The organism is Blautia sp. OM07-19, assembly GCF_003481595.1.
Taxonomy (GTDB): domain Bacteria; phylum Bacillota; class Clostridia; order Lachnospirales; family Lachnospiraceae; genus Blautia_A; species Blautia_A intestinihominis.
Window position 1 is genome coordinate 414 of sequence record NZ_QULA01000002.1, and the last position, 17,993, is coordinate 18,406.

The window sequence follows — 17,993 nt, forward strand, 5'->3', positions numbered from 1 at the left end:
TCCTCCGGTCTTTTTTAGGACATAAAAAGATTTCCATGCTTTGTCCAACTGCTTGCAGGTCTCCTGCGCTGTCTGTGATGGCAGCTGTCTGTACCACAGATCTCCTTTATGTGCTTTTTTCTGATAATACCAGTCAGGATACTTTTTCAGTCCCAGTTCTTTATAATGATGGCGTTCATAGTTGCAGACATTCCAGAGTTTGGAAGCCGCATAACACATATGCCCTATAATGTTGGAATATTCCGGACAGATCTTTAACGATGTTCTGTGTGACAGCAGCATTCCTCTCCCCTCCTTCAGACAGCTATGCAGATGGAGTTTTACACTCCACCCTGATTTAATACGATTTGCTCTGATGTTCAATATAACGGCGGATATTTTCTTCAGATACTGATCCGATTGTCTCCACATAATAGGAATGGTTCCACAGCTCTCCCTTCCATAGCTGGTTTCTTATTTCCGGAAAACGTTCGAATAATTTTCTGCCGGTGATTCCCTTCAGATACTTGACAATTGCTGTTATAGACAGCTTTGGTGGAGCTGATACAAAACAATGGACATGGTCACATTCACCACATTCAAATAAATGAACGGCAAAGCCCTTGTCCTCAGCAATCTGCTGCACCAGTTCCTGAAGGTATTCCTCAATATCTGGTGTTAATATCTTCTGCCGGTATTTCACTGACCATACCATATGGTAGTTAATATTACATACACAAGTTCTATAATGTATTAGATTTTCTTTCATACATATAGTATAACATAACAACTGGAAACACACAATAAAAAATCGAACATATTTTCGATTAATTGTATGCCGGTTACGGCATTAATATCAAGGAGTTAAGGGATTATTATATTATTTCCATGTGCAGATATGCACAATTCTACGCTTTCATCTCGGTAATTGAATTGCCGAGGATTCCCGCTTATCATCCTAAAATCACAAATACATATAAAAAAGAATAAATATCTGATATTTTTCAAACAACAAAAATGTCGCAGTAATGATTTAAAAAATCATTACTGCGACATTTCCTTTACATTATTTCTTCGTCTTCGTCGATATGTACATCTCCTGCTACCTCATCCGGTACCGGCCAGATATGGATGCAGTTTGGTGTCTCAATATGATGGGGTTTATCATTCATAACGATAATATTCTTGTCATAGTCTACAGTAAACGTAGTGATAGAGTTGCTTGCATGGTTCGCAAGTGCGATGTGCTTATTATCTGGGAAGATTACCAGATCCTTCGGATAATCGCCACTGATCGGAAGATTGAACTTCTTCTCAAGAAGTCCGGTCTCATGGTCAATCTCATACATGGAAACCGAATTCTCTCCGGCAGTTGTACAGAACAGATGCCTGCCGTCCGGTGCAAGTGCAAGTCCGGATGCCGCATTGTGGATCGCATCCTCGTCATTCGGCTTTCTGAGTGTGCTGACACTCTGGAGCAGTTCAAACTCAGGAGTACTGCCGCTTCCGTCATAGCTGTAAACCTTGATCTCATTGCTCAGCTCAAACAGGATATATGCAAATCTGCCGTCTGCACTGAAACGGATGATCCTAGGACCGCTCTCTCTCGGGCAGCGGAGGATGTCGACCAGTTCCAGCTTATGCTGTCTCTTGTTGATGCGGTAGATCTTGACCTGATCGATGCCGTTGTCAACTGCACACAGGTATTTGTTGTCCGGTGTAGGACGTACACAGTTTACATGTGGACGGAAGTTACGCTCTGCAACGCTTCCAAGTCCCTTGTGATAAACACCATCCATGATACGTCCGAGACTTCCGTCGCGGCGTGTATGTACAACCGTCACCTTGCCGTCATGGTATCCTGCCACATACAGATATTTGCCGTCCACGTCTGTTGCCAGGAAACATCCTCTCATTCCGTCGATGCTGACTCTGTTAATGCGGGTCAGGTCACCGTTCTCGTCACGTTTGAACACTGCCACACCTTCGTCCTCGATGGAATACAAAAACTTGCCATTCTTGGAAATTGCCGTATGAGATGCATTGCTGACCTGTACTTCGCTCCGTTCTTTCAGAGTACCTTTCTCAACATCTACATCGTAAACCTGAATACCTTTACTGTTGCCGTGGGTATATGTTCCCACATAGGCTACATATTTCTTATTCCCCATGATATTGCCTCCTAAAATCGCGCGTTGTCGTCGTCCACGCAGAGACAGTGCTCTGCATGAACTTAAGTGGTTACTGTTCACTCCAGCAACCTCAGGTGTCCTTATTATATCACAATCCAATTCCAAGAACAAGTTAGCATTCAGGAGGAAATGTATTTTATCTTATACTTAATGTACTTTATTTTCCACTCAATGTTTTTTTCTGTAATACAGAATGCCGACGGTCCCACCTGCTGCCAGGATCAAAAGTGCCCAGAATACCCAGAGCGCCGTGTCATCTCCTGTTTTTACAGTTTTCACACTTGAAGAGCTGCTTTTTACAGAAGGATTATTTCCGGAAGAAGACGATGCTGCTGTGGATGTTACAGATGGCGATGGTGTAACAGATATCACCGGTGTGGGAGTGATCTTTTGGATCTCTTCTCCCTTTGTCTTTGTGTGGATGTCGTAGAGGATCTCCCCATTTTCTTCCATTGGGACACAGACAAGAAACGGCGCGATCACCCCGTAGGTTTTTTTCCCGTTCTTCTGGCGGATGAGGTAAATTCCTTCATTGAGATCTTCAAAAACAAGTTTTCCATCTGCGTCTGTCATCCTTGTTTCTGCCGAAAGTTTCTTCGCCGTCACCCAGGAAGAAAGTTTTTCTGCCGCTTCTTTGTAATCTGTGGATCTTGACAGATTCCAGGGAGTTACCTTACAGCCTTCAAACGCCTCTGTCAGATGCCAGCCATTCTCCTTCTGCTCTGCCACATAAAAACATTCCAGTGCAGTGCCTTCCCGATCTGTCCCGATCTCATTCAGCTGAACCGTGATGCTTCCCTTTCTCTCTGCCGCATCCACAGAAACAGCCGGAAGAACTACAAATATCAGGATCACAGCAAGGAGAAAAACGCCTGCTGTCTTTTTATTTTTTCTTTTCAACCTTTTTCCTCCTTCCTTTTTGATGGCTTAAGGAGCCAGAATCCTGCTGCTCCCAGAAACAGTATGGAAAGTACAAAAACTCTTTTTCTCCAGATCAGAAATCCGGATTCTTTTGCCTGTTCTGCACGTTTCTGTGCTTCCCGGTATGGAATCCTCTTTCCTCTTACAAGAAGCCTGTGTGAGTTGATCCCATAGGGAGTACAGGTCACCAGTGTCACCTGATCCTTTCCCTCTTCGATCCGCAGAAGATCTGTGCGGTCCGGTGTCACGGTAACGATCTGGTCCACCAGATACGCCAGCTTTTCTCCCAGAACATTCAGGAAAAAAAGATCTCCCGTCTTCATCTGATCCAGATCTGTAAAAAACATCCTGGTCGCGATTCCTGTATGTGCCGCGATCACAGCATGTGTCCCCGCTCCCCCGACAGGAAGTGAAGAACCAAACAGATGTCCCGCCCCCTGTTCCAGAACATGCTCCGAAGTTCCATGAAAAACCGGCAGAAAGACCTCGATCGACGGAATTTCCAGATAACACAGGATCCCGTCTCCGGAGACATCCAGAAGTTTCTGATATTCTCTGTATGCAGAAGTTTCTTCTGCGCCACCTCCAAAACTGTCACCCGGAAGTACTCTGCCTGCGCGAAGTTTTGAATTATAGTTTCTGGCTTCGCCCAGAAGTTTTTGTTTCCCGGTGTCCGACAGTTTCTCTGCCTTTTTTTCATATTCATAGATGACTTTGCTCTGGTTTCTCTGATTTACCCACTGACTGACAAACGGATAGTTCAAAAATCCCATCCCCACCAGAAGAAACAGGAAAAAAATCAGTCTCTGTCTTTTCACATCTTCCTCCTTCTGTACAGAAACAGCCCTGTCAGAAAGACCATCAGAAATGCCATGCCGATCAGGATCGAAAGCACATACTGCCGCATCCACAGACTTGCCGTCTGCTTTTTCCTGGCTGCTTTCTGCGGATTCTTCTGTTCTGTGACACGATGTCCTCTTACCAGGAGCCGATGGCTGTTGATGCCATAGGGTGTACAGGTTACCAGCGTTACCAGATCTTTTTCCGGAATGATCCGAAGAAGTGACGTATCCTCAGGCCTGACGACCCGGATCTGATCCACCTCATAGGCAAGATGCCGGTCCAGAACCTGTATATAAAAAAGATCTCCTTTTTTCAGAAGAACCAGATCTGTAAACAGTTTCTTGTCAGAAAGTCCTGTATGGGCAGAAAGGACACAGTGCGTATCCTTTCCCCCTACAGGCAGAGAAGTGTTCTCAAGATGCCCAACACCCTTTCGCAGCACCTCCTGTGAAGTGCCGTGGTACACGGGCAAAAATACATTGATCTCCGGGATCTCTATATACCCCATGATCCCGTCACTTTCCAGATCCAGAAGATGTTCATACTGTTTTTCTTCTGTTCCATCCACAGCAAGATCCGGGTCAAAAGGATCTGTCAGAACGGCTTCTCTGTTTTTCAGTTTTACATTATATTCTTCTGCTTCTTTCAGCATTTGATGGATCTGTGTTGTATCCATTTTGTCGGTTTCTTTCTGATATTCGTAGATGACTTCCTCCTGCCTGTGCTCATAAAGAGAATTGCTGAAAAAAGGATATGCCATCAGAAGTATACCTGTTCCGATCAGAAATCCTGGGACCAGAAGCGGGCGTTTTTTCCTAGTCTTCATTTATTTTGCACGGTTTTTGCGGATGGTCATAGAATAGTAGCCACATCCTGCTGCCACGGCAAACGCACCTGCCAGAACGAAGAACCAGATACCGCTGCCGCCGGTAGATGGAAGTTCGAAGCCTTTGATATTGTTGATCGTTACTTTGAAGATACCGTCTGTGTTGCCATCCTGGCTGATTGTTCCAATATACTGATTGTTATTCTCTTCTTTTCCATCCAATACATAGGTATTGTTTCCTGTTTTTGCTGTAATCTTAATCTTAACCGGTGCCTTGAGGAGATTATAGCCTGAAACGGTACTAAGCTCTTCAAGGAAATATGTTCCTTCTTCAAGACCTTTGATATTCAGTGCACCGCCTGCTGCCGGATGTATTTTTGTATTGTTTTCTGCACTGGTTTCTGTTTTGGAAGTTACATGGTAAACACCATCACTTACTTTTTTCATTTCATAATAGGTTCTGCCTGTTGTTTCTGCCTTTCCATCTTTTGTGGAATAAAGAACGAACGTGATCGCGTTTTTATTGGAATCTGTTACCGCTGCTGCACTTCCTGCCAGTTGTTTATCTGCTTTGATTCCAAATGTATACTCTGTAACTTTATCCCAATCCGTTTCCATGTCTGCACTGCTGCCGATCTTATACTGGAGTTTTACTTCATTCGGGTTTCCTGCCGGTTCGCTGATCTGAGTATCTGGTCCGATCTTTACATTTTCATTTACTACTGCCGTGTAATAGAAATAGATTTCCTTTGTTGTTTCCTCTGCATCAGCTGCTGCCCAGTTACTGATCCTTTTAAGGCCTTCTTCTGTCAGGGTAACAGCAATTGTCTTGCCACCTATATATTCCGGTTCTGTTCCGGTATAATTTTCGACTTTTGTAGTATAATACTGTACCTCATCGGTGTTCTCCAGTGAATAATTATTATTTGTTGTACGTACAATTACATTTTTTAACTGAATTCCATCTTCCTCTGTTTCCGGTGTCAGACCTTTGCTCAGGTTATCCACAAGAATATATTTTTTGAACTGTTCCTTATTTCCATTGGCTACGGTTGGAATATTCGGAACTGTTCCTTTCAGACGGAAATGAACAGTGTCTCCAATGGAAGTAATGTCTGTATCGTCTACACTTTCACTTCCATCTGTCTTATCTTCGTTTGCTGTCACAATCTTCTTTTCTGTTTCCGGTTCGTCGGTGCTGTTTTTGACCTCTGCTGTTACATTTTTTTCCCAGTAAGCTTCTCCCTCATTTGTAGTGACATACGTAGGCAGTGCAATGAGGAAAGGACTCTGAATATTCGTCAGGGATACCTTTTCTCCATTAATACTCGCATTTGCAGAGCTCCACTCTACTACAGCATACAGACCATAGTCCGCATTTTCGATCTTAGCTGTGCCACTGGCATTTCCATCACAGCCTGTTGTTACAGAAGTAAAAGCAGTTCCTCCTATATATTCTTTCAATGAAGTCTCTGTCTGTAAATTAATACTCTGCAAATATTGTGTATTAATTTCGTTAATATCTTTGTAATAGTACATATCGCCATTTTCAGTTATGTGATAATCCGCTGCTGCAGTGATTTTAAACGTAGCTGCAAACGCAGCTTCCACACCATACGCCATGGAAATTTTATTTCCATCTACGATCTGATAGAGATCACCGACTTTTGCATATCTGAACTCTACTCCATCAATAGGGTCCTTACTTTCACTTCCATTTTTGTATTTTTTAAGTGTCAGAGATGGAGCTTCCGATTCTTCATCCTCCTCTCCAAGCAATGTTTTATAATATTTATCTGTCACTAGTGTCGCCTTTGGTGTATCTGTCGCTGCTGCCTGCACAGAAAGCGGTGCTCCTCCTATCAACGTAGCGATGGCCGCCGTACCAGCCAAAAATTTCAGAATTCCTTTTTTCATTCTGCATACTCTCCCTTCTTTTTGCTGTTTCTATTTCTGCTTCCACTGCTGATCCAGAACGCACCTCCGATACCTGTAGCAATAAGTCCCAGAATACCTGGCCAGAAGAAACCGTTTCCGCTGGTCATCGGCATTGTGAATGTATTATTTGAAATCTTATATTTCAGTTTTACATAGACAAACCTGCCCTGAGTTTCTGCTACTGGTTTGATTTCGTTTCCAGATTTCGTTTCCAGAAGCATTGGAAGTTCTATATCCGTAATCGGATTTTCAAGTCCCTGGGTTCCTGCAAGTGGCCTGATCTCGGTCAGGCGATATTTGTAACCCAGTTTCAGACCCCGGAATGTAATTCGGCCATTTTTATCTGTTTTTGCAATACCGTTGTTTCGCACCAGATTTCTGTTACTGCACACAGTTGCATCCAGATTCCGGTATTCCGCTTCACTGTCTTCGTCTGTTTTTCCATCATCTTTTCTGTACTGCAGCAAAAATTCTACATTTTGAAGTGCTTTGCCGGTACCGTCTGTTTTGATGATTTCAATGCTGCCTTCCAGAATATTTCTGAATGCAAATGACGGATGTGTTTCTTTTGTATCTGCAAATTGTGCTCCGCCACTTTTTCCACTGACGGAGTTAGAAAGGTTTGTATTTTCTGCTTCAATTTCGGTACGGAATCCCGGTACATATCCGGAATCCTTTCCATCTTCTTTTTTCTTTCCTGAAGAATCTGTTTCTTCTATATAATATGTGATCTTGTTTTTTCCATCGTTATTCCCGTAGATTGGCAGTCCATAGATGGTTATGGTCTGGTTGTTTTTGAGGTAAAATTCCCTGCCAACAGTAATATCTTTCTGCTCTTTTGTTACTACTGCTGTTCCATTTTCTTTCTCCGTTTCCGTAGCAATCACTGCGTGATAAGTTCCCTGAACTTTTCCATTATTCGTAAGTGTAAACCCGAAGATACGGTCATTCAGGTTAAACTTCTTTGTTTCACCAAGATCTGCAGTTTTGGATGCCTGAATCTCTGTAGGCGTATTAACAAAGCAAAACGCCGTCTTTTCCGTTTCACCGTTTCTTTCTTTGCCTTCTGCTGTATTTTTCTCTTCCTCCTGATAGTATCCGCCATGATTTTCTCTGACGTGATAGACAGTGACATCCTTTCCATCCTCTTTTATCGTGGCAGATCCCGGAATATATTCCGGGAGCCCCTTCCAGATGGCTTTCCAGGAATCGTATTCTCCATATGCCGGAAGCAGTCCATCCTTCGAAGTATCCTGTGTTACTCCACTATCTTTTTCTCCATTCAGCACCACAATTGCCCTCTTGCTGAAAGACTGATAACTTCCATCTGCTTTCTGATACTGAATTTCCAACGTGATTTCCGGACAATTCCATTCATCTCGGAATTTTTCCGGAATTTGGGACAAATCCCATTTTTTCTCTGCATAGCGCACGGTCGGATCAAAAGAATTTATAACTGTAGTTATATAACGATATCTCCAGTCACCATCTGTCTCATTATTCTTTTTCTTTCCATCCTGATAATCCACATCATAAATCCCACCTGAAAAAGATCCAGAATACGCATGATTTACAGAAGTTTCTCCCTCTGGCTCAGTAATCATTGTTCCATCTGTATTAAGTTCTCTTGCACGGTATTCATATCGAACCACCTGATATGTTCCGTCAATACTCTCAATACCATAGACAGGAAGCCCTCCAAGTTCTGTTGATTTCTCATTGATGTCCTCTGCCTCTACATTGTCTTCGCCGCTCAAAGTGATTCTGACTTCTGTTTTGTTTCCTGTTTTATCCGTGGAAGACAGATTCTGCCAGGGAGATTTCCAGGTTGATCCAGCTTCCAGTTTAACTGCCCGCCTCTGTACTGCAAAGCTCACCGTCCAGTTTCCATTTTTGTCTAATACCCTGGTACCATACACGTTACTGGTATCATTCCATACCTTACTCACTTTCAGTCTCGTAACCGGAAATGCATTTGCCCAGACAGATAAACTGTCTGATTCGTGATTTCCATAGGAATAATCCGTACCGGAAGTTCCTCTAAAAAATCCCATCACAAAAAATGGATCAAATTTTCCTGTTCCGCGGCTGATGATCTCATTCAAGATGCCATCTGGTGTTTCTGAAAGTGATGCCTTACTTAAATCCACTTTAAATAAGATTTCCGCATCCTTCGACTGCCTGAAAGAAATGTTTTCTTCACATAGCCTGTATTCCAGTTCATAATAACAGCCTTCTTTATTGTAAGCTCCACCTTTTGCATATTTCGGAAGATATTGCAGCTTATGCATCCAGCATGTATTATCTTTCATATACCCCTGCAAAATAACATTCACGCCATTTTCAGATACTGTAACAGATGCATCTTCCTGTACCAGATCTTTCAGAATTTCCTGAAGCGGTCGTGTCTGTGCAAAGCCTTTTTCTTTCCTGCTTCCTTTAAATAATTCTTTCAGTCCCATCCAGGAAGAAGGTTCTTCCAGCGCAACATTTTCTCCCTGCGCGTTATAGCAGGCTTTTACCCTTCCCTGCAATACAAACTGCAATGACAGGTAATATCCCAGATAATCTGCTCCCGTAGATTCCCGGATATCTGATTTGTCTGTGATATTTTCAGGTCTTTCAGAAAATACCTGGTCTGCATTCTCTGCATCTTTATGCTTCACATCCAGTGTACGCCATCTCTTTTCAATCCGTGCAGTCACTACCCGGACATGATTGGTAACGGTTGTCTCTGCTACCTCTGCTTCATAAGTTTTATCTTCTTTCAGCAAATATTTTTTTCCATAAAAATAACACCAGTAATCTCTCGTATTGTCGCGATAACCCGGAAGTCCATCTTCTTTGTCCCTTGCATATATTTCACGAATACCATATTTCCATGGCATTCCATTTGGTGCATACTTTTCCAGTTCTCCATCTGTTCCTGTAATCTGAAACAGATATCTGTCGTTTTTTCCTTTCACTTTTTCCCAGACAATCTGATATGGTTTATGTCCCTGTTCATCAACAACTTTTAATGGATATAGTGCACTTCCGATGGCATTTCTCATTCCCGGCTGTGCCTCTGCATAACGAATCACTTCAAACGAAATAAGTCCCTGACTGTTCAATTCATCCACAGACGGACGGAAACCAAAAAGGTTATTGTTGTCATCCCATTTTTTGGTTCCTTCGATCACAATTCTGTCATCGCTGAGAACATTCTTAAACGTCGCATCTGGAATTTTTTCTTCATCATCCGAAGCATACAGATTCTCTACCCTATATTCCTGTGGATTTTCTTCTCCCTGTAGCTGATCTCCGGTCTGTCCCCGGATCAGTCTGCCAGCTTTGTCACGGTTTCCCGGCTTTGCAAAGGCAAGACTGTAACTGTCATAAGTTTCTGATATTTTTTTCTCTTCAATTCTGTACTGAAATTTCTCGCCACTTGGTGCATAAATTTCCAGATCCTCAAACGTTCCTTCTGCGGATGCCAATCCTGTATCTTTTCCAACAGGAGAAAACTCATTATAATCAAGCGTTAACATCTTTTTGAAGGATATATCCCGCTTCAGTACATCTTTTCCATTCTCGTCTTTTCCCATATAACAACGGGTCAGAACATAGGTTACAGAAGGATATTTTTCTTCTTCTGTCTTTTCTGCCTCCAGAATTTTCTTAACGGTGAGATTTCCTTTCTCACTTTCATAAAAATTCTCTACCATAAAGTTATGGATCTCCGGCTGTAAAAACACCTTTCCTTCCCGGTCTTTCGGTATCCCCTCCATGGTTTCTTTGACTGTATAGGAATATCGTCTTCCATCCTTATCATAAAGAGGAAGTTTCTGATCTGTTCCATCTGCACTTTCGGCAGTCAGTTTCTGTCTGCCATCTGCATCTGTATCGATCCGGTTACGGTTTTCACCCATATATTCCAGAAGAAAACGGTATGCTGCATTGACATACTGTTTCGACCAGTCTTTGATCGTAACGGATGCACATTCGCTGCCTTCTCCCTTTTCTTCTTCCAGTTTCTGGTAAATGGTAAAGGTTGCTTTTGGAAGTACCGCTTTGTCAAAACCTCTCGGGACATTTCCCCAGATCTTTTTGCCTTCGATTCGAATATCTTCCTTCAAGCGATTGACAAAAGTTCCGTTCTCACCAAGAATCCAGCTTCCATCAGACAGCTGCGCCAGACGGGTGTCCTCCGTCACTTCTTCCAAAAATCCCTCCTCATTTCCGATCAGATTTTTTTCCGGATCAAGATATTCCACCGTTGTGTAATCAAAAAGCTCGGCGTTGACATGCATTTTTTCCTGCGCATAATACAAAATTTCATATCCATACTCATCATACTTCGGCAGATTGTCAAAATCGACAGTCCAGTCATAATGGCTGTCTCCTTCTTCTGTCGGCCGCCAGAGATGATCTTTGTAAAACAGCTCCAGTTTCACGCTTCCATCTGCTTCATGCACCTGACGGTAAAGATTCAGATAAATGTCAGGGCGGTCGCCTTTTTCGAAACGATAATGATCCTTCCACTGCTTGTGGAAGACTACCTTCTTCGTTCCGCTGAGTTTGTTTCTCAGATAAAAATGCTGCTGGTCTTTTGTGTGGGAATCTCCTACCTGATACTTACTGGAAGTAAGGGAAGTGTATTCTGTTGTGATCCCGGTCTGTTTTAATTCATTCAGGGAAAGTTCCTGATAACTGCCGTCAGGAGTCTTTTTTGCATAGACTTCTTTCACGGAATAGTGAACGACAGATCCGTTCTCATCGTATTTTGGAAGATCATAGAAATAAAATTTCTGATTTTTTACCGCCGTGTCAATGCTGATCTCCTGATACATGGAAACTGTTTTTCCATCTGCATCAACAGGAGCGTGCTCACCTGTTCCGGTGTTGATCGTCCCTTTCTGATAATCTATCACACCTGCCTGGTCACAGATCAGCTTCGCATAAAGACCAAGCCCCTGCGTCTTAAGAGCTTCTCGCAGTTCGGTCCTTCTGGTTCCGTCACCATCGATCCATTCTTTTGTCACATCCAGAAGGATTCTTCCAAGTCTCTGGTTTGTGATGGTATAATAGGAAATCCCCTCGATGTTTTTCGTCTGGAACATGACACGATACCAGTGTTCATCCGAATGATAATAAATCGCCGGATTTTGCGCGGAAGAACTGTCCTGATAGCGTTTCCAGATCTGTTCCATTTCTTCACCGCTATAGTCTCTGGCAGTGTTGGATGACAGATCACAGGGGACTTTTGCTTCTCCGTTGTTGCCGGTATGTGAAACAGACGTTTCCAACACCAGGATATTTTTCAGATCAAGATCCGTTGGGATCTCCACCTGTTTCTGCCAGAAATCCAGTGCCTTAAGCGTCACTGTCTGGATTTCCTGAAACTCATTTTCTCCGATTCGCTGATAGATCGTAAATGTCACGTCACCACGATGCTCCGCGTCGCTGTCGTCGATCCATTCCTTCCGGACATTGATAAACTGAAAATTCCCAGCACCTGGACGGTTGATGATCTCCCTGTAATAAGTTAAAGTTTCTTCATCAAACTGAACCTCGCCGTAGATGACACGATAAGCATCTGTGTCCTTTTCCACTACAAGGTAATCGTGCCAGCGTCCGTCCTTATCATAGAGAGGAAGATCAAGAAATTCCCCCTGCCAGCTTTCTGTCTCTGCCGCACGGATCACATTCCCTTCTTCATCCTGGATCTGTGTTTCCACACTGTCCTTCTCTCCATCCAGAGTCAGTGTGCCAAGTTCTTTTACCTGATTGGTGGAATCCTGCCGAAGCAGTGCCAGTGTGATCTTCGCATCTTCCGGTGCTTCTGTCTCATTGCCTTCGGCCTCCTGCCATTTTTTGACAACTTTGTAATTTACCTTTCGCTCTATCTGGTTGACGATCTCGGAATGATAACTTCCGTCTTCCTTAAGCACACTTTCCACAGAAGAAGTATAAGAAACTTTTTTGTTTTTCTGCGTCAGGACAAACGAAGCATTCCCGGAATCTGCATCTTTCTTAAGCAGATTCGTGGTATCATTTCCCTGATATACTCCAATCTCTATCCATCGGTATTCCAGTTCATGTCCAAGTTTGTCATATTTCGGCATGCTTCTGCTCCCGGACATGGAGGTCATTTCCTCGTCGAATCCAGACAGGCTCTGTGTCACATCTGCATCGTTTTCCTGTACTGTGTACCACTGGTCATCATCTGTTCCATAACTTTCAACATGTTTGGCCTGCAGCGCAAATTCTACCCGCACATCCGTAAGCTCACCCTGCCAGGCAAGAGCACGCCAGGTTTTAGTGTAATCAGCCGTTACCGTTCCGGTGAGAACGTTGCTGACCGTGCCGTCGTTGTAGATGCTTTTGTCTGTGCTTTCACGGGTAACTCCATCTGGAAGAGTATCCTTTATCGCAAAGTCTCCATTCTTTTTGTAAGTAATCTTCCCGAGAACCTGCTCATACTTTCCATTATTCTCCATGCGTTCTCGTGTGAAATACACATAGGGATATCCTTCGGGATCATATTTCGGCAGGGCTTCCTGCTCTGTCAGGCATACACTTCCTGCTCCAGGATTCGCCAAATATTCGAACGTGATCTTCTGGCTGTCTTCAGTGCTGTTTGCAGGGATCACATATTTCAGCGTATCCCCTTCTTTGTTTTTCACCTGAGATGCCTTCCGGTAACTCGCATCCCCCCGCTTGCTGTAACGCCACAGGGTAAAAGATACTTCCGGCCGCTCTGTACAGTCCTCCGCATCCTTCCATTCTTTCTCTGCCTGATAGGAAGCCGTGCCGCGCCGCGTCAGGATGATCGTTCCACCATTATAAACCGCTGTAGTATCTGTGCCATGATTGGAGAGATCTGTGTTGTTGTAATCAATGCTAAAATAATCTCCCTCCCCCGGATCATAGCTGTTCAGGCGATAATCCTGCGAATCACCTTCCCGGATATCATAGAGGATCTCCGTGCCGTCAATACGATACTGCGGCAGTCCGGAAACTGTGATGTCCATGGAAACAACTTTGCTTCCGTCTTTCTGTTCTTTTACCTGTGCATTTCGAGTCTGTTCCAGCGAACTGGAAATGGTGTTCACATCCTGATTCTTTTTCTGATACTGAAGATACAGTTCCTTTTGTACTGCATCTGTCAGATCACTGCCACAGCTCATATCGCCACAGCGGATCTCCACATGTGTAGTAACATCCATCTTTTTGATGTAATACCATCCAAACCCGATATTTTTATTAGAGGTGTATTCCTCCCTCACTTTCTCGTCCGGAACATTCAGAAACTTATAATTCTGTGCCAGCTTATCATCCTGTGGATAGTCTCTGTCTGTCTCCGGATCCGGCGGGAGAAGTGTGATCGTCTGAATCGTCGCATTAAATAGTTGGCCATCGCTTCCTGTAACGGAAAGACTTCCTTTCAGTGAATCTTGTGCAAAATGCATCACATAATGTCCGGTTCCCTCAAGATCTTCCATCGTGATCCCGCTCTGACCATTCACCAGAAGTTCACTCACCTTCATGATCTGTGTTTTCTGTGTCTTGTCAGAATCCTGATATGTCACCTCCACCTTGCCGTACTGATAAAACCACGCTGCATACTCGTCTGCACTCAGACGTCCCGCCTGTGCGCCTTCGTTGTTGTCCTGCCAGTAGATATCCTGGCTGATCTCGGATGAATAGGCTGGGATATTGTCAGCTCCTGCCGAAAAAACATCCTGCGTTTCTTCCGAGAGAAACAGTTCTTCTGACGCATCGGAAACTTCTTCCTGCACATCTTCTGTACTGTCCTGCAGATCATCTTCAATCGCAGCATCCGCAGTGCCTTCAGATCCATCGCCCTGCATTTCCTGTGGATTCTCTTCTGTGCTGTTATCTAAAAAATCTTCCTCCGAAATCTCCGTCCCTTCTGAATCACCCGGACTGTTGTCAGCTGATACCTCCTCTTCTGTCTCTGAAGAATCCATTTCTTCTATGCCTGCAGATGATATCTCTCCCTGCTCTTCCACCCCATCGGAAAACGAAACAAGTTCCGCCCCATAAACTGCGACCTGGTTGGTGCAGAAGATCAGGCAGATTATCATGGCAAGTATCTTTGTGATTCTTTTTTTACCGTTCAACGCCACCTCTCCTTCCTTTGCTGTTTGATTTTCAAAGAACTGCCGAAAAACTCATCAGGCATTTTCCAAAAAAATATTCAGGTACTCTGAAGAAGCGGTCACGCATCTCTTTTTCTTCTGTAGTGTTATCATAGCAGATTTTATACACTTCTTGTTCTTTGATTCTGCGCACTGCGCCTTGTTTCTGCGCAGACCACGATATGCATATAAAAAAACTCCGCAGACCGTTTTTATCAAACAGTCTGTGGAGTTTTTATTCATGCTTTCGTTCTTTGTGTGAGATAATGCAGATACCTGCTCTGTACCGTGACCAGGCGGCTCTGTGCTACCGGGATCTTCTTGCCGTCTGCCATCAGGATATGATCTGTCCCCAGTTCGGAAATGTACCGGAGCTGGACAAAAAAAGACTTGTGCGGCTGCATAAAAGCCTGTGCCTTTGCAATTTCCCCGACTGCGCTCTCGAAACTTCCCGCCCGCCGGACACTGATGATCTTCTGCCGGTTGTACAGCGTGTAAGTGATGCGCCGCAGGGAATTCTCTGCATACATGATATCTTCCACAAAAATATGTCGGATCGAATCTGTCCCATGGATCAGTAATGGATGCTTCTTCTGCTCTGTCTGCGCCTCAAAAGCACTCTTAAGGGCAGGCATATCCATAATGCAAAAGTTATACTTATCCGGCTGTGTTTCCATGATGTTCTGAAGTTCTTCTACACTTTCCACCTGGCAGAGCTCTGCATCTGCTGTGATATTTCGTTTTATCCATTTCTGTATGGTCCTGCTGGTTTCGTTCTTATCGTTCGTCTGACTGCTGCATACTGCGATCCGAAACATAAGTGCCCTCCCAAAAATAAATAAAATGAGTTCCTGCGGACAGATCCTAATCCTTATTCAGTTTTTATTTTGTAAAAAAGCCTCTGACTTTGTCCAGAGTTTCCTCAATCACGGCATCACTGTGTGCTGTGGAAAGGAACATTGCCTCGAACTGTGACGGTGCGAGGTGGATTCCATTTTTCAGCATGTGCAGGAAATACTCTGCGAATTTCTTTGTGTCGGAAGCTTTTGCAGAAGTGTAATCCCTTACTTCCTCTGTCGCAAAGAAGATGCTTCCCAGAGAAGAAACATGGTTTACCTGGTACGGGCTTCCTGTTTCCTTGAGGATCTCTTCCATGCTTCCATAGAGTTTCTGACCTTTTGCTTCCAGATCCTTATAAACTTCCTGATGTTCATAAAGATATTTGAGCTGTGTCAGTCCTGCTGCCATGGCGATCGGGTTTCCACTTAAGGTACCTGCCTGGTAAACCGGACCGGCCGGGGAAACCATCTGCATGATCTCTTTTCTTCCACCGTAAGCGCCGACCGGCATTCCTGCGCCGATGATCTTACCGTAAGTAACCATATCCGGTTTTACGCCAAAATATTCTGCTGCCCCGCCAAATGCAAGACGGAATCCTGTGATGACCTCATCAAAGATAAGAAGTGTTCCATACTGGTCGCACAGAGTACGAAGTCCCTCAAGGAATCCTTTCTTCGGCGGGACAACGCCCATGTTTGCTCCAACCGCCTCTACGATCACGGCCGCAACCTGATCCGGAGCTTCCTCGAGAAGTGCTCTGACGCTGTCCAGATCATTGTAAACTGCTGTCATGGTGTCCTGGGTGCATCCCTTCGGAACACCGGCACTGTCCGGAACTCCGCTGGTCATCACGCCGGAACCTGCACTTACAAGAAGTGCATCACTGTGTCCGTGATAGCATCCTGCAAATTTGATGATCTTGTCTTTTCCTGTAAAACCTCTTGCGGCACGGATTGCACTCATAACGGCCTCTGTACCGGAATTGACCATACGAACCATCTCCACATGCGGGATATGCTCGCAGATAAATTCTGCCATCTCGACCTCGATCTCTGTCGCACAGCCGAAGCTTAACCCGTTTTCGCAGGCTTTGAGCACGCTCTCACGGACTGCCGGGAAGTTGTGGCCGAGGATCATCGGTCCCCAGGAATCTATGTAGTCGATGTATTTGTTTCCATCCACGTCATAAATATAGCAGCCATCTGCACGCTCGATAAAACGCGGAGCCATTCCGATCGCACCATAAGCCCTTACCGGGCTGTTGACGCCGCCCGGGATTCTTTTGACTGCACGCTCAAATAAGTCTTCTGATCTTCCCATTATCCAATTCTCCCTTCATCGATAAAACGGGCAAGTTCTTTTGCATAGTAGGTCAGATAAATAGAAACACCTGCACGGTAAGCACTTGCTGCCATCTCGCACACAATCTTGTCCTCATCGATCCAGCCCATCTTGGCTGCTGCTTTGACCATTGCATATTCACCGCTGACGCTGTAAGCTGCGATCGGAACATTGGTTGCCTTATAAACTTCTGATACCATGTCAAGGTAAGACATTGCAGGTTTGATCATGATGATGTCTGCGCCTTCCTCGATATCTGTCAGGGCTTCTTTCATTCCTTCACGGCGGTTGTGGTAATCCATCTGATAGCTCTTGCGGTCACCAAATGCCGGAGCGGAACCAGCTGCATCACGGAATGGTCCGTAGAAAGCAGATGCATATTTTACTGCATAGGACATGATCGGTGCTTCCTTGTGTCCTGCTTTGTCCAGACATTCACGGATCGCACGCACACGTCCGTCCATCATATCAGAAGGTGCTACCATATCCGCACCTGCCTCAACATGAGAAAGAGCTGTCTTTGCAAGCAGTTCCAGAGTTGCATCGTTTTCTACTTCATGACCGCATAGAACACCGCAGTGTCCGTGGGAAGTGTACTCACACATGCATACGTCTGTAATATAGTAGAGATCCGGGAACTGTTTTTTTGCCTCACGGAGTGCTCTCTGTACGATTCCGTTTTCGTCGTAAGCGCCGCTTCCGACTTCATCCTTATGATCCGGAATACCGAACAGCATGATGTTGCTGACTCCGGCTTTCGTCAGACGTTCCAGTTCATACGGGAGACGGTCCACACTGTAGCGGAACTGTCCTTCCATAGACGGGATCTCCTCCTCGATCCCCTGTCCTTCTCTTACAAACAGAGGGTAGATGAGAGAAGATTTGTCAATTCTTGTTTCTCTTACCATTTTGCGCAGAGTCTCACTGCCACGCAGTCTTCTTGGTCTTTGAATCAGATCCATTATT

The 17,993-nt window shown here is 44.5% G+C and carries 10 protein-coding genes and 1 pseudogene; all 11 read right to left on the reverse strand.

Annotation, left to right across the window (positions count from 1 at the left end):
• Positions 1-282: pseudogene (locus tag DXC01_RS20485) on the reverse strand (RNA-guided endonuclease InsQ/TnpB family protein); the annotation flags it as partial.
• A gap of 55 nt (positions 283-337) precedes the next feature.
• Complete coding sequence (gene tnpA / locus DXC01_RS02660; RefSeq protein ID WP_202029957.1) at positions 338-748, reverse strand: IS200/IS605 family transposase; 411 nt, start codon at positions 746-748, stop codon at positions 338-340.
• Between the two features lie 292 nt (positions 749-1,040).
• On the reverse strand, positions 1,041-2,150 hold the full coding sequence (locus DXC01_RS02665; protein ID WP_118698182.1) for a lactonase family protein: 1,110 nt from the start codon (positions 2,148-2,150) through the stop codon (positions 1,041-1,043).
• 189 nt (positions 2,151-2,339) lie between these two features.
• Positions 2,340-3,071, reverse strand: a complete 732-nt coding sequence (locus DXC01_RS02670) for a hypothetical protein (RefSeq protein ID WP_118698183.1) — start codon at positions 3,069-3,071, stop codon at positions 2,340-2,342.
• Entirely contained in the window at positions 3,068-3,910 is an 843-nt protein-coding gene (locus tag DXC01_RS02675) for a class C sortase (RefSeq protein ID WP_118698184.1), read from the reverse strand. The genes DXC01_RS02670 and DXC01_RS02675 overlap by 4 nt, the downstream gene beginning before the upstream one ends.
• Positions 3,907-4,761, reverse strand: a complete 855-nt coding sequence (locus DXC01_RS02680; protein WP_118698185.1) for a class C sortase — start codon at positions 4,759-4,761, stop codon at positions 3,907-3,909. The genes DXC01_RS02675 and DXC01_RS02680 overlap by 4 nt, the downstream gene beginning before the upstream one ends.
• Positions 4,762-6,678: a SpaH/EbpB family LPXTG-anchored major pilin gene (locus DXC01_RS02685; protein WP_118698186.1), complete on the reverse strand. Its 1,917-nt coding sequence runs from the start codon at positions 6,676-6,678 to the stop codon at positions 4,762-4,764.
• Positions 6,675-14,828: a Cna B-type domain-containing protein gene (locus DXC01_RS02690; RefSeq protein ID WP_118698187.1), complete on the reverse strand. Its 8,154-nt coding sequence runs from the start codon at positions 14,826-14,828 to the stop codon at positions 6,675-6,677. Before DXC01_RS02690 ends, DXC01_RS02685 begins: the two co-directional genes overlap by 4 nt.
• 257 nt (positions 14,829-15,085) lie before the next feature.
• Positions 15,086-15,664: a LytTR family transcriptional regulator DNA-binding domain-containing protein gene (locus DXC01_RS02700; RefSeq protein ID WP_118698188.1), complete on the reverse strand. Its 579-nt coding sequence runs from the start codon at positions 15,662-15,664 to the stop codon at positions 15,086-15,088.
• Positions 15,665-15,728: 64 nt separating this feature from the next.
• Entirely contained in the window at positions 15,729-17,006 is a 1,278-nt protein-coding gene (hemL, locus tag DXC01_RS02705) for a glutamate-1-semialdehyde 2,1-aminomutase (RefSeq protein WP_022215624.1), read from the reverse strand.
• On the reverse strand, positions 17,006-17,989 hold the full coding sequence (gene hemB, locus DXC01_RS02710) for a porphobilinogen synthase (protein WP_118698189.1): 984 nt from the start codon (positions 17,987-17,989) through the stop codon (positions 17,006-17,008). Before hemB ends, hemL begins: the two co-directional genes overlap by 1 nt.
• Positions 17,990-17,993: the final 4 nt, after the last annotated feature.